General features: G+C 51.8%; 22 protein-coding genes. All 22 read right to left on the bottom strand.

Annotated features, from left to right (window positions below):
• Positions 1–37: 37 nt before the first annotated feature.
• A complete protein-coding gene (locus tag F8N66_RS10520) occupies positions 38–2026 on the bottom strand; it encodes a polysaccharide biosynthesis protein (protein WP_191622950.1) in 1989 nt (662 codons plus the stop codon).
• A 125-nt stretch (positions 2027–2151) separates the two neighbouring features.
• On the bottom strand, positions 2152–3168 hold the full coding sequence (locus F8N66_RS10515; protein ID WP_150770085.1) for an MraY family glycosyltransferase: 1017 nt from the start codon (positions 3166–3168) through the stop codon (positions 2152–2154).
• Complete coding sequence (locus tag F8N66_RS10510; RefSeq protein WP_150770084.1) at positions 3168–4145, bottom strand: UDP-glucose 4-epimerase family protein; 978 nt, start codon at positions 4143–4145, stop codon at positions 3168–3170. The genes F8N66_RS10515 and F8N66_RS10510 overlap by 1 nt, the downstream gene beginning before the upstream one ends.
• Positions 4142–5302, bottom strand: a complete 1161-nt coding sequence (locus F8N66_RS10505) for a glycosyltransferase family 4 protein (RefSeq protein ID WP_150770083.1) — start codon at positions 5300–5302, stop codon at positions 4142–4144. Before F8N66_RS10505 ends, F8N66_RS10510 begins: the two co-directional genes overlap by 4 nt.
• Positions 5303–5447: 145 nt before the next feature.
• Positions 5448–6410 carry an NAD-dependent epimerase/dehydratase family protein gene (locus tag F8N66_RS10500; protein WP_150770082.1) on the bottom strand — a complete coding sequence of 321 codons (963 nt, stop codon included), beginning with the start codon at positions 6408–6410 and terminating at the stop codon, positions 5448–5450.
• Positions 6411–6421: 11 nt separating this feature from the next.
• On the bottom strand, positions 6422–7492 hold the full coding sequence (locus F8N66_RS10495) for an EpsG family protein (protein WP_150770081.1): 1071 nt from the start codon (positions 7490–7492) through the stop codon (positions 6422–6424).
• A gap of 39 nt (positions 7493–7531) precedes the next feature.
• A complete protein-coding gene (locus F8N66_RS10490; protein ID WP_150770080.1) occupies positions 7532–8440 on the bottom strand; it encodes a glycosyltransferase family 2 protein in 909 nt (302 codons plus the stop codon).
• The gene (locus F8N66_RS10485) at positions 8440–9735 is read right to left on the bottom strand and encodes an O-antigen translocase (protein ID WP_150770079.1); all 1296 of its coding nucleotides are present in this window, start codon (positions 9733–9735) and stop codon (positions 8440–8442) included. The genes F8N66_RS10490 and F8N66_RS10485 overlap by 1 nt, the downstream gene beginning before the upstream one ends.
• Positions 9719–10864, bottom strand: a complete 1146-nt coding sequence (gene rffA, locus F8N66_RS10480) for a dTDP-4-amino-4,6-dideoxygalactose transaminase (protein WP_150770078.1) — start codon at positions 10862–10864, stop codon at positions 9719–9721. The genes F8N66_RS10485 and rffA overlap by 17 nt, the downstream gene beginning before the upstream one ends.
• Complete coding sequence (locus tag F8N66_RS10475) at positions 10861–11421, bottom strand: acyltransferase (RefSeq protein WP_150770077.1); 561 nt, start codon at positions 11419–11421, stop codon at positions 10861–10863. The genes rffA and F8N66_RS10475 overlap by 4 nt, the downstream gene beginning before the upstream one ends.
• Positions 11422–11459: 38 nt before the next feature.
• On the bottom strand, positions 11460–12338 hold the full coding sequence (gene rfbA / locus F8N66_RS10470) for a glucose-1-phosphate thymidylyltransferase RfbA (RefSeq protein ID WP_150770076.1): 879 nt from the start codon (positions 12336–12338) through the stop codon (positions 11460–11462).
• A gap of 282 nt (positions 12339–12620) precedes the next feature.
• Positions 12621–13667, bottom strand: coding sequence for an LPS O-antigen chain length determinant protein WzzB (locus F8N66_RS10465; RefSeq protein WP_150770075.1), 1047 nt, complete (start codon positions 13665–13667; stop codon positions 12621–12623).
• 314 nt (positions 13668–13981) lie between these two features.
• Positions 13982–15058, bottom strand: a complete 1077-nt coding sequence (gene rfbB, locus F8N66_RS10460) for a dTDP-glucose 4,6-dehydratase (RefSeq protein ID WP_150770074.1) — start codon at positions 15056–15058, stop codon at positions 13982–13984.
• A gap of 224 nt (positions 15059–15282) precedes the next feature.
• Positions 15283–15522, bottom strand: coding sequence for a LapA family protein (locus tag F8N66_RS10455; protein WP_150770073.1), 240 nt, complete (start codon positions 15520–15522; stop codon positions 15283–15285).
• Between the two features lie 27 nt (positions 15523–15549).
• Complete coding sequence (ihfB, locus tag F8N66_RS10450; RefSeq protein ID WP_003369729.1) at positions 15550–15846, bottom strand: integration host factor subunit beta; 297 nt, start codon at positions 15844–15846, stop codon at positions 15550–15552.
• Between the two features lie 153 nt (positions 15847–15999).
• Complete coding sequence (locus tag F8N66_RS10445) at positions 16000–16278, bottom strand: hypothetical protein (RefSeq protein WP_150770072.1); 279 nt, start codon at positions 16276–16278, stop codon at positions 16000–16002.
• 204 nt (positions 16279–16482) lie between these two features.
• Entirely contained in the window at positions 16483–18177 is a 1695-nt protein-coding gene (rpsA, locus tag F8N66_RS10440; protein ID WP_047527094.1) for a 30S ribosomal protein S1, read from the bottom strand.
• Positions 18178–18296: 119 nt separating this feature from the next.
• Positions 18297–18986 (bottom strand): (d)CMP kinase, encoded by a 690-nt coding sequence (gene cmk / locus F8N66_RS10435; protein ID WP_077047283.1) that lies wholly within the window; start codon positions 18984–18986, stop codon positions 18297–18299.
• Positions 18983–21190 (bottom strand): bifunctional prephenate dehydrogenase/3-phosphoshikimate 1-carboxyvinyltransferase, encoded by a 2208-nt coding sequence (locus F8N66_RS10430; protein WP_263597735.1) that lies wholly within the window; start codon positions 21188–21190, stop codon positions 18983–18985. The genes cmk and F8N66_RS10430 overlap by 4 nt, the downstream gene beginning before the upstream one ends.
• A gap of 28 nt (positions 21191–21218) precedes the next feature.
• Positions 21219–22331, bottom strand: a complete 1113-nt coding sequence (gene hisC, locus F8N66_RS10425; RefSeq protein ID WP_150770070.1) for a histidinol-phosphate transaminase — start codon at positions 22329–22331, stop codon at positions 21219–21221.
• A gap of 12 nt (positions 22332–22343) precedes the next feature.
• Positions 22344–23438 carry a prephenate dehydratase gene (gene pheA, locus F8N66_RS10420; RefSeq protein ID WP_027620100.1) on the bottom strand — a complete coding sequence of 365 codons (1095 nt, stop codon included), beginning with the start codon at positions 23436–23438 and terminating at the stop codon, positions 22344–22346.
• A complete protein-coding gene (gene serC / locus F8N66_RS10415) occupies positions 23438–24523 on the bottom strand; it encodes a 3-phosphoserine/phosphohydroxythreonine transaminase (RefSeq protein WP_150770069.1) in 1086 nt (361 codons plus the stop codon). The genes pheA and serC overlap by 1 nt, the downstream gene beginning before the upstream one ends.
• Positions 24524–24540: the final 17 nt, after the last annotated feature.

The following is a 24540-nucleotide window of genomic DNA, read 5'->3' as shown; positions in this document are numbered from 1 at the left end:
CCTGTCAAAAATGTGTCCGTTACCGAATATGAAACAATCAGGGTTCGAGGCGACGTTGCTGGTAGATCCAGTCGACGATCTCGCCGTCGGGGGTATAGCCGCTGACGGTGTCGCGCAGGAGTTGACGGACGCGGGTGTAGTCGTCCTGGTCCACGGCCGCGAGCAACTCGGTCAATTTGGCCTTGAGAACATCCCAGGAAAGGTAGTCTTCGGTAGCCGTCATGATCATGGGGTGCGGCGTGGCCGCGACGTTATCGCCGATCAACAGCTCTTCGTATAGTTTTTCCCCCGGCCGAAGGCCAGTGAATTGAATGGCGATATCCCCATGGGGATTCTTCTCCGAACGCACACTAAGGCCTGAGAGATGAATCATCTTCTCCGCCAGTTCCACGATCTTCACCGGTTCGCCCATGTCGAGGACAAAAACATCCCCGCCCTGACCCATTGAGCCAGCCTGAATCACGAGTTGCGCCGCTTCAGGAATGGTCATGAAATAGCGCGTGATCTTCGGATGAGTGACCGTGAGCGGACCACCTAGCTGGATCTGTTTGTGGAACAAGGGTATGACCGATCCCGAAGAACCCAGCACGTTACCGAAACGCACCATGGTGAACCGGGTTTTATTGACTCGAGAAACATTCGATGTATCGCCGAACATAACGGGGGCCAATTCCCGACTCAGTGCCTGGAGCGTCATCTCGGCCAGGCGTTTGGTACTGCCCATCACATTGGTTGGCCTTACGGCCTTGTCCGTGGAAATCAGCACGAAATTGGCAACATTGGCCTGTAATGCGGCTTGAGCAGTATTCAAGGTACCAATGACATTGTTGAGCACACCTTCGGCAATGTTGTGCTCAACCATCGGCACGTGCTTGTAAGCCGCTGCGTGATAAACCGTGTCGACATGCCACGTCTTCATCACATCCAGCAGCTTGTCCTGATTGCGCACGGAGCCGAGGATCGGCAGCAATTTCACCGGCAAGGATTCGCGGGCAATTCGTTGTTCGAGCTCGGACAAAATGCTGTAGAGGTTGAACTCACCATGCTCGAACAGCAGCAGAGTTGTGGGTCGAAGCGCAAGGATCTGCCGGCACAGCTCAGAACCGATCGAACCGCCGGCTCCCGTCACCAGGACAACCTGCCCCTTGATGCAGTGATCAAGCAGGTCACCCTGTGCTGGCACGGCGTCGCGGCCCAGCAGATCCGCAATATCCACTTCCTGGATATCGTCGACTTTCACACGGCCACTGGCCAAGTCCATAAACCCGGGGACACTACGAACATGTAGCGGAAAACCTTCAAGAAACCCGAGAATCTCCCGGCGTCTTCCCCGATCGGCCGAGGGGATGGCCAGCAGAATTTCCTGGGCCCCCGTCGCATCAATCATTTGCTGGATATGCTTGGGTTTGTAAACCTGCAAGCCTGAAATGACCCTGTCGGCAATACTGCCATCGTCGTCGATGAAGGCGACGGGACGCATAACACGCCCGATTCGAAGTGCCGCAACAAGCTGGTTACCGGCCGCCCCGGCACCATACACGGCAACCTTAGGCAGTCCGTTATCCCTGTTTGTGAACGGAACGTGCTGGGCAGCGGTGAACCAATCGCCGAGGAAATACTGACGCATCGCCAGCCGCAACCCACCAATCATCAGCAGACTGAGCCACCAGTAGTTGAAAATGATTGAACGGGGAACGACCGTCTGATGATTGCTGTACAAATAGACTACGAGGCCGAGGATGAGGGACGAGAGGCTTACCGCTTTGACGATTTCGATCAGTGCATCGTTACCGAAGTAGCGTAGAACCGCGCGATACAAGCCAAACCGGATAAACAGTGGAATCGCAACAATGGGGGCACACAGGAATAGCCAAGTGTGAGCGGTGAGTGGGTTTATGACCTCATCAATCCCTAAACGAACCACGAATGCCAACCAAAGCGCGGCCCAGACCAGCAAAACATCGGTCGCAACTTGCATCAGCCTTTTTTGCCGCCGAGGAAGCTGCAGTAGCCATTGGCGAAGCATTTCAATATCCCTTTCTAAAAAAGCAGGCGACAAGCTTAAAGCTCAATCGCATTTATCTCAAACAACTTCAAAGGACGGCTCCGCTCCTGCACGAGTTGAACATCGAGCAAAAGCAGACATCTCGCTCACCTCTCGCGCTGACCCGCTTTAAAGCGCAGGGCCAACACAATCAACAATGAGTAAGCTATCAATAAACCGATAAAACCATCGACTTTGCCCAGCGCTACCAAAATGCCAATTGGCAATAGCCAAACTACATTTATCCCGGTCACGGACAAGGTAATAGGCAAATGTCCGCCAAAGCGCCGCGAGGCGTGCTGATAAGCGTGACTGCGATGAGCCTCGTAGACCTTGTCGCCTCTCATCAGGCGGACAAAAAGCGTACAGGTCGCGTCGACGATGAACACGCCAAGGAGAATCAACCATCCCCACAGCAAGTGAGGGCTGACCCATGCTGCCTGAAGCGACAGGAAGCCCAGCGTGAGTCCAAGAAATCCACTACCAGCGTCTCCCATAAAAATACGCGCCGGGGGGAAATTCCAGTACAGAAAACCTGCTACGGCAAGAGCCAGCGCTATCGGCCCCCACATGAAACTGATGTTTCCGGAAATGACATACAAAAGCGCACCGCCGAGGCAAACAAATATCGCCTCCATACTCGCCAAGCCGTCGATTCCGTCCATAAAGTTGTAAAGATTCAATAACCAGACCAGGTAAAAGCTACCCAACAAGTAAGCCGCCCATCCAAAATCGATCGACATCCCGAACATGTGAATCGCGGGTAACCCGCCAAACAGGATCATCCCGGCGATTGCGGCGATAAAGTGACCTAACAAGCGCCAACGTGCGGCGATGTGCCCATGATCGTCGAGAAAACCGATTAGCGCTACCAGACCGCCAGGCACAACGACAGCCCAGGTCAGGGACCATTGAAGCTGGTCAGTCAGGGCAAGAAATAGCGCCCCGACAATGTAGGAAAGCACAATCGCCACACCCCCTCCGCGAGGGGTTGGTATTACGTGGGAACTTCGAGCATTAGGCACGTCTATTAAACTATTGGTAAGTGCATATCGGCGCAACACAGCGGTGCCTATGAGCGCGCCGATGAACACCAAGGGTAATACCCAATATAAATTTTTCATCAATGATGCGCCAGAAAGTCTTGTGCGGTTCTATTCAAGGCTTCTTCTACTGTTACTGTTGGGTGCCAGCCAAGAAGAGTCTGAGTTTTTTTTATATCGACCTGTAGTGATCCGAACAACCGTTGCGATATGGAACGACGACCTAGTGCATTCGCGCAAAACGCCATCCATTGTCCAGGTACAGGAAGTAGTCGGCTCTTTACCCCAAGGGCCTTTGCAGTAAGCTCCAACAACTCGGTGGTAGACAAATCAGCCCCATCACTGACCAGAAAGGTCTGACCGGCGGCGCTTGGATGCTCAAGACAAACCATAATCAAACTGACAAGATTATCGAGTGAAACCAGGCTTCGTTTGTTACCAACGGAGCCAAAAGGTAAAGGAATACCCTTGTATAGCCAAGCCATCATGTTTCGGAAATTGGCTTTGACGCCCGGACCATAAATCAGTGTAGGACGAATGATGACCACTTCCATTCCAGTCTCTACAGACAATAGTCTCAATGCTTCTTCAGCTTCATGCTTGGAAATACCGTAGGGATCCGACGGAGCCGGTGCATCTTCAGCGGTAAAGGGATGACCGAGCGCGGTGCTCTCACCGTTCACCTTGATCGAACTGATAAAGACGAAGCGTTTCACCCCAGCATCCGCTGCCTGACGTGCGAGATTGATAGTACCCTCGACATTTACCTTTCTGAATTCGGCTAATGCATCGGAAGCAACCTCCTTCATCACATGTACACGTGCTGCGGCGTGGATGACTACTGAGGCATCCTTCAGAATATGACCCCAATTGGTAGAAGATGATAATTCCGAAATCCGGAACGCATTCGCCATATCGAGATTGCTATTTGAACGAGCAACAGGTACGGGCAAATAATGGCGATGCTCAGCCAAAGTATTGATCAATGCGCCGCCGACAAATCCACTGGCACCCGTGACCACGACGCGCTTAAGGACTGGAGCTTGGTCGGTAGTCAATTAAAAAACCTCCTGTACTCGTTGATCAACAACTCAGAGCATGCACTGGAGCTAAAATCAGTGATAGCCCTTTTGCGGGCTGCGGCACCCAGCGATGACAACAGTGGCGCATTTGCTAAAGTAGAGACTATGGCTTTTTCAAGTGCGACAGAATCCTTGACGGGTACCAATATCCCGGTTTCGCCGTCCAGTATCGCGTCAGAAAGTCCATATATATCAGTCCCAATAGTTGGCGTGCCCATAGCGGCCGCTTCAATCACTACGGTACCGAACCCTTCACGATAACTAGGCAAACACAACACATCAGCGACCGCCATGTACTTCTCTGGCTCTTCGGAATAACCGACAACCTTTATATTGTTGCGTACCTTGGCATCGGTAACATCATTGAGAATATCTTCTCCAGCCGACTCAAATGGCCCAACAAAGACGAGATAGACATCACCGCTCTTGTCAACAGCCGCACTGAATGCCGTAACAAGCTCTTTAATACCCTTATCAGGTGTAATTCTTCCGACAAATAATACAATTTTGCCAGACTCGGGAATATTTAGATTATCCCGCAAAGAACTCAAAACTTCCGGACTATAACGAGCGGGATCAAATCGATCAAGATTAATACCAGCCAGCGAACCCGCGCCCAAAACTGATATTTTATCAGCCTTGATGATACCATTTGAGACGAGAAAGTCCCTTTGACTATGACTATCTGCATAACAATGAGTATTAAGTGAGCCGATAACCTTATCGCACGACTTTAAAATCGAACGCTTGATTCCCTTCATAGTGACCCAGGGCTGCCCGGTAAACGTATGCAACCGGATCCTGGTGCCTGAAAACAAACCGGCCACCGCACATAGCAATCCGGCCTTGGGTGTAGTGGAGTGAACAATGTCAAATTTGTTTTTTTTGAATACACGAGCCAATGTAATAAGACTGAGAAAATCCTTGACCGGGTTAATTTCTCGCTCGATATTCACTGGCAGATAAGTCAATTTTTTGTTCTCTGCGAGTTCGTCACTCATCTCGTCGTTACTGGCAATCACAGTAACGGACATTCCCGAAGCACCCAGAGCTTCAATCTGAGCTCTCAACTGAGTCAGTACAAAGAATGGAACTGTTGACACTCGAGCAACTTTTAAATTATTGACCTGCAATGAAATTATCCCTCTTATGCCTTGGCGGCGACGAACGCTCTATTTAGAGCGCTTAACTCCAGAGTCCACAACCTGCAACATACACAAAAGAAATCGCTGACATTGTCTAACACCTACCGGCAGAACACAAATGCTACTGGCTTCATCACGGCATCCGCTTATCCACAAACAGCTCCGCAATCGTCCCCGGCACATCTTTCTCAGGGACAAAACCAAAGGTTTCTTGCATTTTGGCCGAAGGATAGCTAGTCCTGGATACGAGTGCATCGATACGCGCCTGCGTTACAGGCAAGCGCAAAAAACGGTTAGCGATGCTGACCAAAGCGCGCATTGGAGCTTCTGGAACACTCGATCGCGGACGCCGAACGCTCAACGCATCCGCTATTCCATCAATCAAATCCGCAAGCGCACAGTCGTTGGAAAGATTGAAAATTCCCCCTTTGGCTCGTTGATCGAAGCCGCAAAGCATCAATGCGGAGACCACATCGTCAACGTGAATATAAGTAGCTATCGCATCTTTCTTCGCAGAGCCTATGTAAAAAAACAACCCCTTGTTAACGATCCGGCCCAATTGACGAAGCGAATTGTTCGTCATGCTTTGCCCAAACACATTGGAGGGTCTCAAAACTGAGTAGCTATAGAACAGATTGCTCCTGTTCTTCATAACCAACGAGTCACCAAGCGTTTTTGTTTCCTCATAGGTGCCTTGCGGGTTTTCCACAGTAGCTTCGTTAACGACCCGGACGATACCTCGGGCAGGCCCGTACGCACCAACACTGCTAAGTTGAACAAAGTGGATCGGGATATCTTTGCTTGCCGCGCGGTTCGCAGCTTCAACCAAGCGTTCTGTCGCCTGCACATGAAGATCGTGCATGGCCGTCTCGTTACGGATCTCCCCTGCACAATTGAAAATAACGTGGCAGCCCGAAACCAAACTATCGAAATCCGTTTCAGCACTCGTTAAATCAGCATGCACCACCTCGACGCCACTGGAGTCATGTTCGAAGGAGCTTCGTGTTACCACCCTGACTTCATGGCCCGCTGCACAAAGACACAGGAGCAGTTTGCTCCCAATAAAACCTTTGGCGCCTGTTAGTAATACCCGCATACTGAGCCCTTTTATACGATAACTTGGGTTTGCATATCTTTGAGTTGTTTACCAGCCGCAATATTGGCGCCGACAGCTCGAATGAGATACCCCAGTTCCAACGGATAGAAAATCCAGGAGTAAATTCCAAACCGGTCATTGTAGGCCACATCAAACATTGCAATATGCAGGCAGGCCAGGAACGCACTGACATAAAACACATAGACTTCTTTTTTATGGCCTTGTCCTAACAGCTTGATCGCCACCAATAAAAAAACAGCAAATGATGAAAACGCCCAGAAATCCCATCGAAACCCGGTCACATAATCAATTTTTTCCACATCGCTGTAATTCACAACCAAGCCATAACCAGACAAAAATTCAAACAATATGACAACCAGCAGTTCGAACAATTTCAGATAAGAAGCAACAGAAACAACGCCCCATAAACCCAGCACGACATACACGCTGACATGAGAAATTCTCTTTCTGAAGAGAAAGAATGGAAAATAGACAATAGACGACTTATGAAACAACGTTGCGAGAATACTGAAAACACCCCCGCGATAACGGTATCCCTTAGCGACAAAAAGCAAGGCGAAATTAATAAAACACAACGAAAAACCTTGTCGAATAATATTAGCGGTCAACGAAAAGAAGAACGGGTAAAACAGAAGCAATCCGAAGACAAACAACGACCAAACGGACTGGCGACCAAAAACCGCTTTACTCAATAGATAGTACGACCATAAAAACATGAACGTAATCAAGTAGAAAAAATTTCGACAATCAAGACCTAAGTAGCCGAATAACCTGACCAGTGCGATAAAACCTGGTTCAAACGTTTCAAAAGGATTTTCTAACCCCGAGTTCAAGTCATTGAAAAAATTGACATAAACTGCGGTATCACCTTCCATATCAAATGGCCTATTAGCCACATAGTCCGAAACTATTACAATAGTGACAAAAACAACGAAAATTTCAAGCGCTCTATAGGCAAGCACAGCCCGACGATCTGGCACCAGAACCTTTACGCCTGCGAATAGAAACAAAAAAGCACTGACCGCATATAATGCTGTGCCATAAAGATCCAAACCGGTCATTCTATCGCCTCGTTCCACTCCAGGTTACAACGCATGATTTCAACGTACCTTACTTTCTGGTCCTACACGCTTTCGAACACTCACAGCATCGATGAATTTTTTGAGACGAAAATAATATATATTTCGCATTAAAAACATTAGGCTTTTGGCCGTGCATTTATGAGTAGACTTCGCCATCGCCAAAAATGTCACAAGAAAATTAGAGTATAGATCTGTTCTGAGCGCTGGTAACGAATGGAAATATCCGTATAAGTCGTCAAAGAAAATTGTATAACTCTTGATTTTTCCTTTCGTTGTGGAAAGATATGAGCCTGCCGCCGGATTACATCTGTATTTTACTAATGCCGTATTTATATAAGCTGCTTTGCTTCCCGGGAGTAAGGAGTCAATGACGAAAAACCACTCCATAAATTCCCGTTCAATTACTGCTTTCCTGGAGTTGCGCCGATAAGCATAGGAACTGTGAACAGCGATGGCTCCCCAACGTGCCATTTCTTGTAGAGAAATAAAGGATACCCCCCCCCTTGGCCCTCCGGGATACTGAGTTTCTGAAGCGTACGATCCATCATCCGAAAAGTAGACAGCTTTATGAAAAACAACATTCACATCCGGGTTGCTTATAAAAATGTCATACTGTTGCTGAAGCTTCCCGGGAAGCATTACGTCATCACCATCAAAATGGAAAACAATATCCCCGGACGCCATCTTATGAACGCCATGATAGTTTAGAGCTGCTCCAACATTTTTATCTCTCAATAGAGGCTTTAGTCTACCTGGATGCTTAGCGGAATACGTGCGAATCAGCTCTTGCGTACGGTCGGTGGAACAATCGTCGGAAACAATGATCTCACACTCAAAATTAACTTGCTGATCGAGGATGCTATCCAAACATTCAACTATGTAATCTTCCTGATTATAACAGGACACAACCACACTACCGGACAACATCACACATTTCTCCTTCTGTAGATCATAAAACCAAAAATTGAAGCAACAAAATAGACAATATTCATCATCAAGTTAGCAACAAAAACGCCCTCGACACCTAACCCAGAATTCAAAAAACATAGACTCAATATACAAAAAACCAAGCCTTGGGTGATTTCACTGAACAAATAGATTTTGAGCGCCGCCTTGGCAACAACTATAAAACTTATTACATATGTAGTGACACGGAAAAAATCCGCCAGCAACTGATATTTAATCAATCCATCAAGGTCGACGAACTCAGCAGACAGCAGTAGTGGAATAAGATATTGCCTGAGAAGATAAAAAACAGATGCCCCCAAAAGAAAAATCGCCATCACAAGCTTGATAAACTTCGAAACCAAAGGAGTAATTTCTGCAACTTTAACCTTTTCCGCGACCATGGGCATGAAATACACAGCGAGGAAAATGGTGAAAAAACCCATGTATGCGCTTGATAATTTAATTGAGGCCTGCCATATACCAGCTGCTACAAATCCCACGTGCTCTATTATTTGCTCACGAATGATGATTTCAACCAGTGGCACGCTAATCGCACCGACTGTAGCCATCAATGTATAAGCCATGAATCGTTCGAACCCGGCTCTCTCGTATTTAAACCCTATTGGCAACCTGAAAAATAGAGATTTACGGTAGAAGTACATTGCAGGTACGGAATAAAGGAGAAAAAACAGAATCATCGATATGGCTGCGCCGACCAGATGAAAACTCTGAATGAGTATCCAACTGACGGGAAGCACAAGCACATTACCTGCAATCTGAATAACTGCGTAGGTTTTGGTATCCCTCAAGCCATTTGCTACACCAGTGACCAGGTTGGTAAAAGCAAACCCGAACTGCGCCACGGAAAGAAATATGACAACCCAATTATAGTCCGGCGTCTTGAAAATATAATCAGAAAGTAATGTGGAAAAAGCGCAGCCCAAAACACCAACAACCGTGCAAAATATCAAAGAATAAGATTTCGATACAGCAATCGTGGCCAATAGCTTTTTCGGTTGTCTTTTGAATTGAGCGACATACTTGATCAACCCATTGACTATACCACCGCCCGCGAGCAGGGATAGAATGGTCACTGCACTCATGAAATGACCAAGCTGCCCCATACCTCCTGCCCCGAGGTACACCGCTATTAATTTGATGAACGCGAACCCAACCGCTATTTTTGAGAGCTGGGCGACAGTGGTTAAAGCGGCGCTGATCAGCGCACGCCTGTTATCTACACTTCCGGCAACAATCTTATTGGCAAGTTGCATTAACCGCACCGATGACTGCAGCAACCACTGACTTTACCTCTGATTCTTGCATCCCATACCAAACAGGTAACCGAATAAGACGTTCGCTCTCAACAGTCGTATAGACATCCTCACCATTGAAACGCCCCAGTCGTAACCCCGCAGGCGCCGAGTGCAGCGGAACGTAATGAAAAACCGCACCGATACCCTGTTCCTTCAGGTTGCTTATAATTTTCGTGCGAACTTCAATATTCCTTACCTTGATATAAAACATGTGTGCATTGCCCACACATCCCTCAGGAATGTCGGGAAGCTGAATACGTCCTGTATCAGATAACTCTTGCAATCCCAGTCGGTAGCAATTCCAAATATCTCTTCGCGCCTGGTTAATCTCATCTGCTTTTTCGAGCTGGCCAAAAAGGTAAGCCGCTTGAAGCTCACCTGGCAAATAACTACTTCCGACATCGACCCAGGTATATTTGTCAATCATCCCACGAAAAAACAAACTACGATTAGTTCCTTTTTCCCTGATAATTTCTGCGCGAACAACAAATTGTTCGTCATTGATAAGTAATAATCCGCCCTCGCCACCACTTGTATAGTTCTTTGTCTCATGAAAACTGTACGCAGCCAGATGACCAATAGTACCCAATGCCTTACCTTTATAGGTTGACATCATTCCTTGGGCTGCATCCTCAACGACAAAAAGACCATGCTTATTTGCGACGGCCATAATTTCATCCATTTCACATGCGATGCCAGCGTAATGCACAGGTACAATAGCTTTCGTTTTATCCGTTATCGCTGCTTCGATCAGTGACTCATCAATATTCATGGTATCCGGACGGATATCGACAAATACTATTTTCGCGCCACGCAACACAAATGCATTAGCTGTACTGACAAAAGTATAGCTAGGCATAATCACTTCATCGCCCGGCTGGATGTCAATCAATAACGCTGCCATTTCAAGCGCTTGAGTACATGAAGGTGTCAACAGCGCCTTCCTGCACTGCAGTTTTTGTTCGAACCAGCGCTGGCAACGAAGAGTATATTCTCCATCACCTGACATTTTACCGCCTCGCATGGCAGAGATCACATACTGGTCTTCATTTCCAGTATAAGGTGGCTTATTGAATGGAATCGTCATTTTAGTTCATCCAAAAACTGTTTTTCCAGAGCCAGGAGATCTTGCTTGCGGTCCTTGACACGCACCGCAGGAACGCCCACATAAACTCCCCAGGGTTCAGTACTTTTAGTCACTAGCGCCATGGCGCCCACCGAGCATCCCTCTTTAATCGTGATGCCTGGCATTATCGTAGATCCCGCCCCGACTATTACATGCCGTTCAAGCGTGACCTTTTCAAACTTTTCATCTTTATATTTTTTGGGAATAAGGGAATTAGTGAGCGTCGCGCCGCTGTAATCATCCGACTGTGCAAATACTTTAACGCCATAGGCCAGCGTGCAAAAATCCGCAAATTCAATACCAGGCTCACCACCTGCGATCAAGCACATGGGGGTAATATGATTATAATTACCAAATGTGATACGCCCTGATACCACGCAAAAATCATCTATGCGGGTGCAATCACCGAGCTCAATCAATTCCGGATTATAAATACTTGCCTTATCGCTGATCTTCACATCTTTACCAAGCTTCTTGAAGCCAAGCTCGTTCAACTGTTTTGCGCTCAAATACGCCATAGACCACCTACTTAGCAATAAGCTCCAAACTTGAATTATTACTTACCATCCAGCTCTTCAACCAGACTGAGCAGGTATTGGCCATAGCTATTTTTTTTAAGTTCGTTACCCGTCTTGGTAAGCGCTTCAGCGCTCAACCAGCCTTTGTTGTAGGCAATTTCTTCCAGACAGGCAATTTTATAACCTTGGCGCTTCTCTATAGTTTCGACGAAATGGGACGCTTCCAAGAGACTTTCGTGTGTTCCAGTATCCAACCAGGCAAACCCACGCCCGAGAAGTTCAACATGCAAATCTCCACGGTCCAGATATGCCTGATTAATAGATGTTATCTCTAATTCGCCACGAGCAGATGGTTTTACCTGCTTAGCGATCTCAACCACATCATTATCATAAAAATACAGCCCGGTGACCGCAAAGTTCGATTTTGGCTTGATTGGTTTCTCTTCAATTGATATCGCTTTGCGCTCATCATTGAATTGAACCACGCCAAATCGTTCAGGATCCTTAACCTGATAGCCAAATACCGTAGCACCCTGCTTTCGATTTGATGCCTCCTGGAGCATTAGCGAAAAACCTTGGCCGTAAAAAATATTATCGCCAAGTACTAAACAGACAGAGTCCTTGCCAATGAATTCTTCGCCAATAAGGAAAGCCTGCGCCAGACCGTCAGGGCTTTCCTGAACTGCGTAGCTCAACTTCACGCCAAACTGGCTACCATCCGCAAGCAGACGCTGGAATCCGGCCAGGTCTTCAGGCGTCGTAATAATGAGAATATCCCGTATGCCAGCGAGCATGAGTACGGAAAGGGGATAGAAAACCATCGGTTTGTCGTAAATCGGAAGCAATTGCTTGGATACGCCTTTCGTCAGCGGATACAAACGAGTTCCCGAACCACCCGCCAGAATGATGCCTTTCATACTTTTTCCTCAACGCCTGATCCTAGGCTCTTCACCAACATTGATACACAACAAGTGACTAACCAGCACAATTGTACATCTGTTTGTTTTTTTACACCCGAAAACACGAATTAAAGCACCACACAATTTATTGCCAAAACTTTAGCATGCTGCCGTTGAATGGCAAATATAGAGATCACGCACACAAAACAAAAAAACCGATAGTCACTACCTATCGGTTTTCCTGCTCGTTTAATACCACCTTTGAAGATTTTTCAAGACCCATCAATGCGTTGAACGCTGCTACTTACGCCCACTTACAAAAAATGAGTTCCGAATGAATGCAGCAACGATACCCAGCATCAACCCAAGCACCAACCCACCTAGAATGACCAGCGCTTTTTTGGGCTTGACTGGCGAGCCAGACTCTTCTACAGCACCATCCATCCTGAATGCCTTGACCTGCCTGAAGTTCTCGGAAAGTTTTCTATAAAACCCGTACTCAGTTTCAACGTTACGTAGTTTATTGATAAACGGATCGTCAGATTTTCTGCTTTTCAGGTTCTCGATTTCGGCTTCGAGCGCTTTTGCTCCGCGCATATACATAAGATCACCATCCATACTACCGGTGATACTGAGCGAGGATGTCGCATTGCCACCGATGATCATTGGCTTTTCCAGGCCAATGGCTTGAGCAACTATCAACGCTTCTTGAAGCTTCGCCAACTTGTCCTCACGAGTCTTGTCTCCCACTTCACGCAGCGAAACAATTTCCTGATGCAGGTTTTGCGCATAAACCTCAAACTCGCTGGAGATATTCTTATTAATCTCCTGGACGGCAAGCTCGTTCGCCCGATCAAGGTATTGAGTCACCCATTTTGCCGCCAATTCGGAGTTACCATTTTGCGCGACAACGGCGTAGCGGTCTCCGGCCTCTTTCCCGACGATGGAAATTGTTAAGTCCTTCGACAGCTTTTCATAAATCAAACCTTTTGGATCCTCACTCAAACCCAATGCCGGCAGGTAGGTATGATCAAAAAATTCACGGCGGAGTGATTCACCCTGCAAATTCTTAAGAAAAACCGTATAAACATCTTTAACCGTCAAGTGAGGTAATTTGTTCTTGATGGTTCTACCGTAGTTCAGGCTCTCGACATCATTTTGAGTAGGCGGCGAAATAAATGCTTTAGCTTCATAGATAGGTTCAGAGAGAAACGCGTAGGCCGTAGCAACAACCGCTCCAAACAACGCAGCACATAAAATAATAATCTTTTGTCGCCAAAGCGCGATTATCAGCGCATGCAAATCGAGGCCATCAATGACCTCAGCTTTATTCGAATCAACCTGCATATTCTGAAACCCTTCAAATGATAAATAATGACTCTCGCCATCAAAGAATTTTTTAACTTCTTGGGAAGCTTGGCGCCATCAATACCCGACGATTACTCTCTGATGCGATCTTATCGACGGCGGTATTAGCTGCAGCATAGACGATGGCATACGAGTTGATCTGGAGGATTTTCGCGCGCAGCACACCCTGGGCGGACAAACCGCCAGACCTATTACAGGGGCATGACGACCCGGCGCGATCAACACACTGAGTGACGCGAGGAGACGCTGTAACCTCCGACCCACCTGGCCGTTTTTTCCGCAATGAAGGATTGTCATGCCTGGTCCGAACGATTCGCGTAGTTGTCGTCGATCCACTGCAGGTATGTGCCGTTTTTCACATGTGCAACCCAGTCGCTATTACTGAGATACCATTCGACTGTCTTCCGGATTCCGCTCTCGAACGTTTCTTCGGGCGCCCACCCCAATTCCCGCTGGATCTTGCTCGCATCAATGGCATAACGCTGGTCATGACCCGGGCGGTCCTGTACGTAGGTAATCAGGCTTGAATGCGGACGATGGGCGGAGTCTGGTCGCAGCTCATCAAGTAGCGCGCATAGAGCATGAACCACTTCGATGTTTTGCTTTTCGTTATGACCACCAATGTTGTACGTCTCGCCGACAACTCCCTTAGTTACGACTTTATACAGCGCGCGGGCATGATCTTCGACATACAGCCAGTCACGGACCTGATTGCCTTTACCGTAAACAGGCAGCGGTTTTCCTTCCAGTGCATTGAGAATGACTAATGGAATAAGCTTCTCAGGGAAGTGACAAGGGCCGTAGTTGTTCGAGCAGTTGGTGATAAGTGTGGGCAAGCCGTAAGTCCGGGTCCATGCGCGAACCAAATGATCGGAACTGGCCTTGCTGGCAGAGTATGGAGAACTTGGCTGATACGGAGTGGTTTCCGTGAAGAGCTCATCCGGCCCATCGAGGTCACCATAAACTTCATCAGTCGATATGTGGTGAAAGCGGAAATCAGCTTTGCGCACGTCATCCAGCGCAAGCCAATATTGACGCGCGGCTTCCAACAACGTGTAGGTGCCTATGATGTTGGTTTGTATGAACTCGGATGGACCAGAGATCGAGCGGTCAACGTGGGACTCTGCCGCCAGGTGCATGATGGCATCCGGTTGATGTTCGAGCAGCACACGATCGATCTGCTCACGGTCACAAATGTCCACGCGCTCAAATACATAACGCGAATTTTGACTAACACTGGCCAATGACTCAAGGTTGCCAGCATAGGTCAGCTTGTCGACATTGACGACGGAGTCGGAAGTGTTGGAAATGATATGGCGGATGACGGCCGACCCGATGAACCCGGCGCCCCCGGTAACTAGAATTTTCACGCGAAAACATACCCTTTAGCTGCTGACAGAGCCGCCAAACGAGCACTGTCCAATCCATGAGTGCGATAAGGCATCAAGTCTGCCGAGACCTCAGACAGGAGCAATTTGAACCGAAACAGGAACATCCCGTCACGAGTCGAATACGACATTTTACAGCTTAATGACGGATTTACTAATGGATATAAATCAGCTGCTGATCGCACAGAGACTTGCAGCTAGTCGCATCAAATCATGCGCTTACGCGAAACCCTATAGGAACGCCCCAACAACCAGGACAAGACTGGCCCTATCACCATTCCAATCAACAGCGCGAGGACCATGATCAGTGATATTGGCAGCTGCGGCCCCGCCCAACCAAGAAACAGCAAACTGACCGATTGCTGGTTTTCAAGAACGAAGGCCAGGATCGCCAGAACTAGCAACAGAACGAATACCGCGAGTAAAACACGCTTCAGGTTACGCATCAGTGGCTCCTTGAAGAGTGGCGGCAGTCAAAGACCTTCCTCCTCATCCTCGTTCACACGATCACGCAATTCCTTGCCCGGCTTGAAATGCGGGACGAACTTGCCGTCAAGGCTGACAGACTGACCGGTTTTCGGATTACGACCAACCCGCGGTGCGCGGTAGTGCAGGGAGAAGCTGCCGAAGCCACGGATCTCGATGCGATCACCGGTGGCCAGGCATTGTGACATTTGCTCAAGCATGGTCTTGATGGCCAGCTCCACATCCTTTGATGAGAGCAGCCCTTGATGGGTGACAATTCGTTCGATCAACTCCGACTTCGTCATATTTTTCCCTTCTTTTTCAAGCAGCTAGGAAAATCGCTTCAAAGGTTTTAGCATGCCCGGAAGGATTTGAACAGTCCGAGTTACGACATGCTCTGCCAAACAACGAAGCAGTCAATCCCACCACATTCAATCGCAGCCAGCCCGCTCCTCTGGTCACCTGCAGATAACCAGCATCGTGCGCGTCAGGTAGCCCGCCGGATTGAATCCAAAGGGGAATTCATCCTCTTCCCTGGCGTCATCAGACCTTGCGACAACCTTGTAGCCCGAAGCCTTGCACTCCCTGTCTGCCCGTTTGCGGCATTTTTCCCAGCCAGAACCCAAGCCTGAACAATCGATTTCAATACCGCTGACCCCGCGCACGGCATGTGTCCTGGCATTGGTTGTACAGCCCGACAGCGCAACGACTGCTATTGCAACAATGAGCTTGTTCATTCACTTCCTTATGCCAGGCAATGTGCCGGGACACTGTTCGCTTCAGGCTAAGACTAGCTGCATTTAAACAATTGATCCTGTTAAAGAAAGAGACCTCAGTCGACCGGAATTTGTTTCACCCATTAAACAATCCTTTGCAATCCTCCAAAATCCGGGCACAAAAAAGGGCGACCGAAGTCGCCCTTTTTTACAGAAAGTCAGAACTTAGTTCTGTTTTTCCGCTTGTGCAGCACGCAGCAGGTCACCCAGGGTGGTGGCTACTGGAGCATCCGTAGCTACTGGCTTGTCGCGCAGGCTCTGGATGGCTTCTTTCTCGTCTTCAACGTCTTTCGACTTGATCGAGAGCTGGATTACACGGCTCTTGCGGTCAACGCTGATGATCTTGGCTTCTACTTCTTCGCCTTCTTTCAGAACGTTACGCGCGTCTTCAACGCGGTCACGGCTGATTTCGGAGGCTTTCAGAGTCGCTTCGATATCGTCGGCCAGAGTGATGATGGCGCCTTTAGCGTCAACTTCCTTCACGATGCCTTTAACGATGGCGCCTTTGTCGTTCTCTTGAACGTACTCGGAGAACGGATCGCTTTCCAGTTGCTTGATACCCAGGGAGATGCGCTCGCGCTCTGGGTCAACCGACAGGATAACGGTGTCCAGCTCGTCGCCCTTCTTGAAGCGGCGAACGGCTTCTTCGCCCACTTCGTTCCAGGAGATGTCGGACAGGTGAACGAGACCGTCGATACCGCCGTCCAGACCAATGAAGATACCGAAATCGGTGATCGACTTGATGGTGCCGGAGATTTTATCGCCCTTGTTGAACTGGCCAGAGAAATCTTCCCAAGGGTTAGATTTGCACTGCTTGATGCCCAGGGAGATACGACGACGCTCTTCGTCGATGTCCAGAACCATAACTTCCACTTCGTCGCCGACTTGTACGACTTTCGAAGGGTGGATGTTCTTGTTGGTCCAGTCCATTTCGGAAACGTGTACCAGACCTTCAACGCCTTCTTCCAGCTCAGCGAAGCAGCCGTAGTCGGTCAGGTTGGTTACACGAGCGGTAACGCGAGTGCTTTCTGGGTAACGGGCTTTGATAGCAACCCATGGATCTTCGCCCAGTTGCTTCAGGCCCAGGGAAACACGATTGCGCTCGCGATCGTACTTCAGAACCTTGACATCGATCTCGTCGCCAACGTTGACGATTTCGGAAGGATGCTTGATACGCTTCCAAGCCATGTCGGTAATGTGCAGCAGGCCATCGACGCCACCCAGATCGACGAATGCGCCGTAATCGGTGAGGTTTTTGACGATACCTTTGACTTGCTGGCCTTCCTGCAGGGATTCCAGCAGAGCTTCACGCTCGGCGGAGTTCTCGGCTTCGAGGACGCTGCGACGGGAAACGACAACGTTGTTGCGTTTCTGGTCGAGCTTGATGACCTTGAATTCCAGCTCTTTGCCTTCCAGGTGCGTGGTGTCGCGCACTGGACGGACGTCAACCAGAGAACCTGGCAGGAACGCACGGATGCCGTTAACGTCGACAGTGAAGCCGCCTTTAACCTTACCGTTGATAACGCCCTTGACCACTTCTTCGGCTGCGAAGGCTGCTTCCAGAACGATCCAGCATTCAGCGCGCTTGGCTTTTTCACGGGACAGCTTGGTTTCACCGAAACCGTCTTCAACCGAGTCCAGAGCAACGTGAACTTCGTCACCGACGTTGATGTTCAGTTCGCCAGCGTCGTTGTAGAACTGCTCCAGCGGGATCAGTGCTTCGGACTTCAGGCCAGCGTGAACGGTTACCCAGCGAGCTTGGTAATCGATATCAACGATAACACCGGTGATGATGGAGCCTGCCTGAAGGTTCAGGGTCTTTAGGCTTTCTTCAAAGAGTTCCGCAAAGCTTTCGCTCATTTTAATTCCTGTTGATGAGGGCGAAGAATACGCCCATCTCCACATCCCAGACGATGTGGGTTAGTTTCATTTAAAAGAAGCGCCACAGGACTATGACTGGTCCCCTGCGGCCCTCTTGGTCACCCGGCGATATCGCGAATGGCGATCTCGCTCATGATGCGTTCCAGCACCTGATCGATGGACAATTCCGTGGAATCCAGCTGTATGGCGTCAGCCGCCGGCTTGAGCGGGGCTACCGCTCGCTGGGTGTCACGCTCATCGCGTGCACGTATCTCATCTAGCAGACTCGACAGACTAACACCATCGACTTTGCCCTTCAACTGCAAGTATCGACGGCGTGCCCGCTCCTCGGCACTCGCCGTGAGGAAAATCTTCAGCGGCGCATCCGGAAAAACCACCGTGCCCATGTCGCGACCATCGGCCACCAGGCCTGGCGCTTCCTGAAAAGCACGTTGCCGTTGCAACAGCGCCTCGCGTACAGCGGGCAGCGCAGCCACCTGGGAGGCTCCGGAGCCGACACTTTCCGTGCGGATGACGTCGCTGACTTCGTCACCTTCGAGAATGATGCGCTGCAGCTGACCGTCGGTCGCCGCTATGAATTGCACATCCAGATGAGCGGCCAGTTTTTTCAGCAGCTCTTCATTGGTGAGGTCGACACCATGGTTGTGCGCGGCAAAAGCCAGCAAACGGTAAAGCGCACCGGAATCCAGCAGGTTCCAGCCCAGGCGTTTGGCCAGAATCCCGGCAACAGTGCCTTTTCCGGAGCCGCTTGGCCCATCAATGGTGATGACCGGTGCAATGTTTTTCACGACTGAGCCTCTTGGGCAACGCGGATGCCAACCTGCGCGCACAGCGCGAGGAAGTTGGGGAACGACGTCGCAACGTTGGCGCAATCATGGATGCGGATCGGCGCAGTGGCACGCAGCGAAGCAACGCTGAACGCCATGGAAATGCGGTGATCGCCGTGACCGTGCACTTCGCCACCACCGATCAGGCCACCATCGATAATGATGCCGTCCGGCGTCGGTTCACATTTGACGCCCAAGGCCAGCAAGCCATCAGCCATGACCTGGATACGGTCCGACTCCTTGACGCGCAACTCCTCAGCGCCACGCAGCACGGTTCGCCCTTCAGCACAGGCAGCGGCGACGAACAGCACCGGAAATTCGTCGATGGCCAACGGAACCAGCTCTTCGGGAATCTCGATACCTTTGAGTTTAGCTGCACGCACGCGCAGGTCAGCCACGGGCTCGCCACCGACTTCACGCTGGTTTTCCAGGGTGATGTCAGCGCCCATCAGGCGCAGGATGTCGATTACCCCGGTACGGGTCGGGTTGATACCGACGTGCTCGAGCACCAGCTCCGAGCCTTCGGCGATCGAGGCGGCTACCAGGAAGAACGCCGAGGACGAGATATCGCCCGGCACTTCGATATGGGTTGCGGTCAGCTTGCTGCCGGATTCGACCGACGCCGTCGCGCCATTGACGCTGACCGGGTAACCGAAACCGCGCAGCATGCGCTCGGTGTGGTCACGGGTTGGGGCCGGCTCGGTCACGGTGGTCTTGCCTTCCGCGTACAGACCCGCCAGCAGCAGGCAGGACTTCACCTGGGCACTGGCCATCGGCATGGTGTAGGTCAGACCCTTGAGCTTGTTCCCGCCACGAATGATCATCGGTGGACGGCCCTCGGCGGCCGTCTCGATCACGGCACCCATTTCACGCAGCGGGTTGGCTACGCGATTCATCGGACGCTTGGACAGCGAAGCGTCGCCGGTCAAGGTGCTGTCGAAGCTCTGCGCGGCCAGCAGGCCGGACAGCAGACGCATCGAAGTGCCCGAGTTACCCAGGTAGATCGGACCCGGCGCAGGCTTCAAGCCATGCAGGCCGACGCCGTGAATGGTGACGCGGCCGTGGTGTGGCCCTTCGATGACGACGCCCATGTCACGGAAAGCCTGAAGCGTTGCCAGGGCGTCTTCGCCCTCAAGGAAACCTTCCACTTCAGTGACGCCCTCGGCGAGGGAGCCAAGCATGATCGAACGGTGGGAAATCGATTTGTCACCCGGTACGCGAATCCGACCGGACAGGCGGCCACCAGGTTGAGCCAGGAAAATCAGATCGTTGGAATTCATAGCGTCCACATAGGCCCTGCGGGCCAGGATTTTACTGAAATGCTCGCGGGCAACCCGGGCGCGAGTGAAAACGCCCAACAATTGGTGCCCATCCCCTGCATCGACCGCGTCGCGCAAGGCGTCGAGGTCGCTGCGAAATGTATCGAGTGTGCGCAGGACAGCTTCGCGGTTGGCGAGGAAGATGTCATGCCACATCACCGGGTCGCTTCCGGCGATTCTTGTGAAATCGCGGAAACCGCCCGCAGCGTAGCGGAAGATCTCAAGGTTTTCATTGCGCTTGGCCAGTGAATCGACCAAACCGAACGCCAGCAGGTGCGGCAAATGGCTGGTTGCAGCCAATACTTCGTCATGACGCTCGACCTGCATGTGCTCGACATCTGCACCCAATTCGCGCCACAAGCGGTCGACCACTGCAAGTGCTGCCGAATCGGTCTGATCCAGCGGCGTCAGAATCACTTTATGGCGACGGAACAACTCGGCATTGGAGGCTTCAACCCCGCTCTGCTCGGACCCGGCAATCGGGTGGCCCGGTACGAAGCGAGCCGGCATACCGCCGAACGCTTCGGTAGCGGCGCGCACGACGTTGCCCTTGGCACTGCCGACGTCGGTCAGAATCGCCTCACCCAGATCCATGCCCGCCAGTCGGGCGAGCAGTTTTTCCATGGCGAGGATCGGCACGGCCAGTTGAATCACGTCCGCGCCCTGGCATGCGGCATCCAGGTCATCTTCACAGCGATCAACCACGCCCAGCTCGACCGCCAGTTTGCGTGACTGCGGGTCCAGGTCGACCCCCACCACTTCGCGGCAAAGGCCACTTTCACGCAATCCCTTGGCAAACGAACCACCGATCAATCCCAGACCGACCACCACCAGGCGCCCGATCATAGGTTCAGCAGATTGCAGTGCAGTGACATCAACCACGAGCCAGGACCTTGGTCAGCGCCTCAAGGAAGCGACTGTTTTCAGCCGGCAGACCGATGGTGATGCGCAAGTGGTTCGGCAAGCCATAGTTGGCCACCGGACGCACGATCACGCCTTCGCGCAACAACCCCTGGAAGACCGGCGCCGCTTCACGTCCGACATCAACGCAGATGAAGTTGCCTTTGGAAGGAATCCAGCTCAGCCCCAGCTCACGGAAACCCGCTTCCAGCTGCTGCATGCCGGCTTCGTTCAGGCGACGGCTTTCAGCCAGGTACTCGGCGTCCTGCAACGCGGCGCAGGCGGCGGCAAGGGCCAGGCTGTTGACGTTAAAGGGCTGACGCACGCGGTTTAGCACATCGGCGACCACTGCGGTGGACAAGCCGTAACCGACCCGCAACGCCGCCAGGCCATAGGCCTTGGAAAAGGTGCGCGAAACCAGCAGGTTCGGGTAAGCCGCGAGGAAGTCCAGGCCGTCCGGCAAGTCGCTGCCTTCGGCGTACTCGATGTACGCCTCGTCCAGCACCACCAGCACATGCTCGGGAACATCCTGCAGGAATTCGTCCAGCGCCTCGGTATCGAACCAGGTACCGGTCGGGTTGTTCGGGTTGGCGATGAATACCACGCGGGTATTGGCGTCGATGGCCGCCAGCATGGCCGGCAGATCGTGGCCCCACGCCTTGGCCGGAATCACCTTGGCCTGGGCACCTACCGCCTGAGTCACGATCGGGTAGACCGCAAACGCGTGCTCGCTGAACACCGCATTGAGGCCCGGCGCCAGATAGGCGCGCGCTACCAGTTCCAGAATGTCATTGGAGCCATTGCCCAACGTCACCTGATTCAGCTCGACACGGCACTGTTCGGCCAACAGGGTCTTGAGCGCAAAACCGTTGCCGTCCGGATAGCGGGTCAGCTCTGCCAGCTCTTCACGGATGGCCGCCAGCGCCTTGGGACTGGCGCCGAGCGGATTTTCGTTACTTGCCAGTTTGACGATACTGGCCGGATCGATATTCAGCTCGCGCGCCAGTTCGTCCACGGGTTTGCCCGGAACGTAAGGCGAAAGTTGTTGCACGCCCGGCTGTGCCAGAGCGAGGAAATTGCCACTCATTTGCTACCGCCCTTAGAGAACTGCTTTCGGGTAGGAACCCAGCACTTTGAGTGCTACTGCTTCCTGACTGATCTTTTCCAGCACACCTTTTACCAGCGGATCGCGGTGGTGGCCGACAAAATCGATGAAGAACACGTAGGTCCATTTACCGCTGCGCGACGGACGAGTCTCGATACGCGTGAGGTCGATGCCATTGTCGTGGAACGGCACCAGCAACTCGTGAAGCGCGCCCGGCTTGTTGCTCATCGAAACGATGATCGAGGTCTTGTCGTCGCCGGTCGGCGGCACTTCCTGGTTGCCGATCATGAGGAACCGCGTGGAGTTGTCCGGACGGTCCTCGATTTTCTCGGCCAGACGGGTCAAGCCGTACAGGCCGGCCGCCATGTCGCCGGCAATCGCCGCCGAGTTCCACTCGCCCTTGACCCGCTTGGCGGCTTCGGCGTTGCTGGACACCGCCACGCGCTCGACATTCGGGTAATGCGCATCCAGCCACTTGCGGCACTGGGCCAGGGACTGGGCGTGGGAGTAGATGCGACTGATGCTGTCGGTCTTGGTGTTTTCACCGACCAACAGGTGATGGTGGATGCGCAACTCGACTTCGCCACAGATCACCATGTCGTGTTCGAGGAAGCTGTCGAGAGTGTGGTTGACCGCGCCTTCAGTGGAGTTTTCCACCGGGACCACGCCAAAGTTCACCGCACCGGCCGCCACTTCGCGGAACACTTCGTCAATCGCTGCCATCGGCTTGCTGATCACGGCGTGACCGAAGTGTTTCATGGCCGCAGCCTGGGTAAACGTACCCTCAGGACCGAGATAAGCCACTTTCAGCGGCTGCTCCAGTGCCAGGCACGACGACATGATTTCGCGGAACAGCCGCGCCATCTCTTCGTTGCCCAGCGGCCCCTGGTTGCGCTCCATGACACGCTTGAGCACCTGAGCTTCACGCTCGGGACGATAGAACACCGGCACTTCGCCTTCGGCCAGCGAGGCCATCTTTACCCGCGCGACTTCCTGGGCGCAGCGCGCACGCTCACTGATCAGCTCCAGGACCTTGGTGTCCAGAGCGTCAATGCGAACGCGCAGTGCCTTGAGTTCTTGCTCAGACATTAGCCGTGTTCCTTCTCGAACTCTGCCATGTAGGCCACCAGCGCGTTGATCGCGTTGATGTCGACGGCGTTATAAATGGAGGCGCGCATGCCACCCACGGAACGGTGGCCCTTGAGGTTCAGCAGGCTGCGCTCTTCGGCGCCGGCCAGGAACGGCTTGTCCAGGCGGTCGTCCGCGAGGCGGAACGGCACGTTCATCCACGAGCGGTCCGACTTGTTGATCGGGTTGCTGTAGAGGCCGCTGGCGTCGATGAACTCATACAAAGTGCGCTGCTTCACTTCATTGAGCTTGCCGATGGCTTCGACGCCGCCCTGCTCCTTGAGCCACTCGAACACCAGGCCGGACAGGTACCAGGCCAGGGTTGGCGGGGTGTTGTACATCGAGCCGTTATCGGCCGCGACCTTGTAGTCGAGCATGGTCGGGCACAGGGAACGGGCGCGACCCAGCAGGTCTTCACGAACGATGTTCACCACGATGCCGCTCGGGCCGATGTTTTTCTGGGCGCCGGCGTAGATCATGCCGAAGCGCGAGACATCCACCGGACGCGAGAGAATGTCCGAGGACATGTCGGCCACCAGCGGTACGTCACCGGTTTGCGGAATCCACTGGAACTCCAGGCCGCCGATGGTTTCGTTCGGCGCGTAGTGAACGTAGGCAGCGTCCTTGGACAGCTTCCATTCGTTCTGGCCAGGGATGGCGAAATAGTCATAAGGCTTCGCAGTCGCGGCGACATTGACGTGGCCGTAACGCGAGGCCTCCTCGATGGCTTTCTGCGACCAGATACCGGTGTCGATATAGTCGGCGGTGCCGTTTTCCGGCAACAGGTTCAGCGGAATCTGGGCAAACTGCTGGCTGGCGCCACCTTGCAGGAACAGTACTTTGTAGTTCGAGGGGATATTCAGCAGATCACGCAGATCCTGCTCGGCCTTGGTCGCAATGGACACGAACTCATCACTGCGATGGCTCATTTCCATGACCGACAGGCCCTTGCCGTGCCAGTCAAGGAGTTCACCCTGGGCGCGCTGCAGGACAGCTTCGGGAAGCGCCGCAGGACCGGCGCAGAAGTTATAGGCTCTCTTGCTCACATCCAATCTCGCTCTTG

The sequence above is a fragment of the Pseudomonas fluorescens genome (assembly GCF_902498195.1).
GTDB classification, from domain to species: Bacteria; Pseudomonadota; Gammaproteobacteria; order Pseudomonadales; family Pseudomonadaceae; genus Aquipseudomonas; species Aquipseudomonas fluorescens_BU.
Note: the sequence above shows the minus strand (reverse complement) of the source record. Positions and strands in the feature narration are given on the sequence as shown.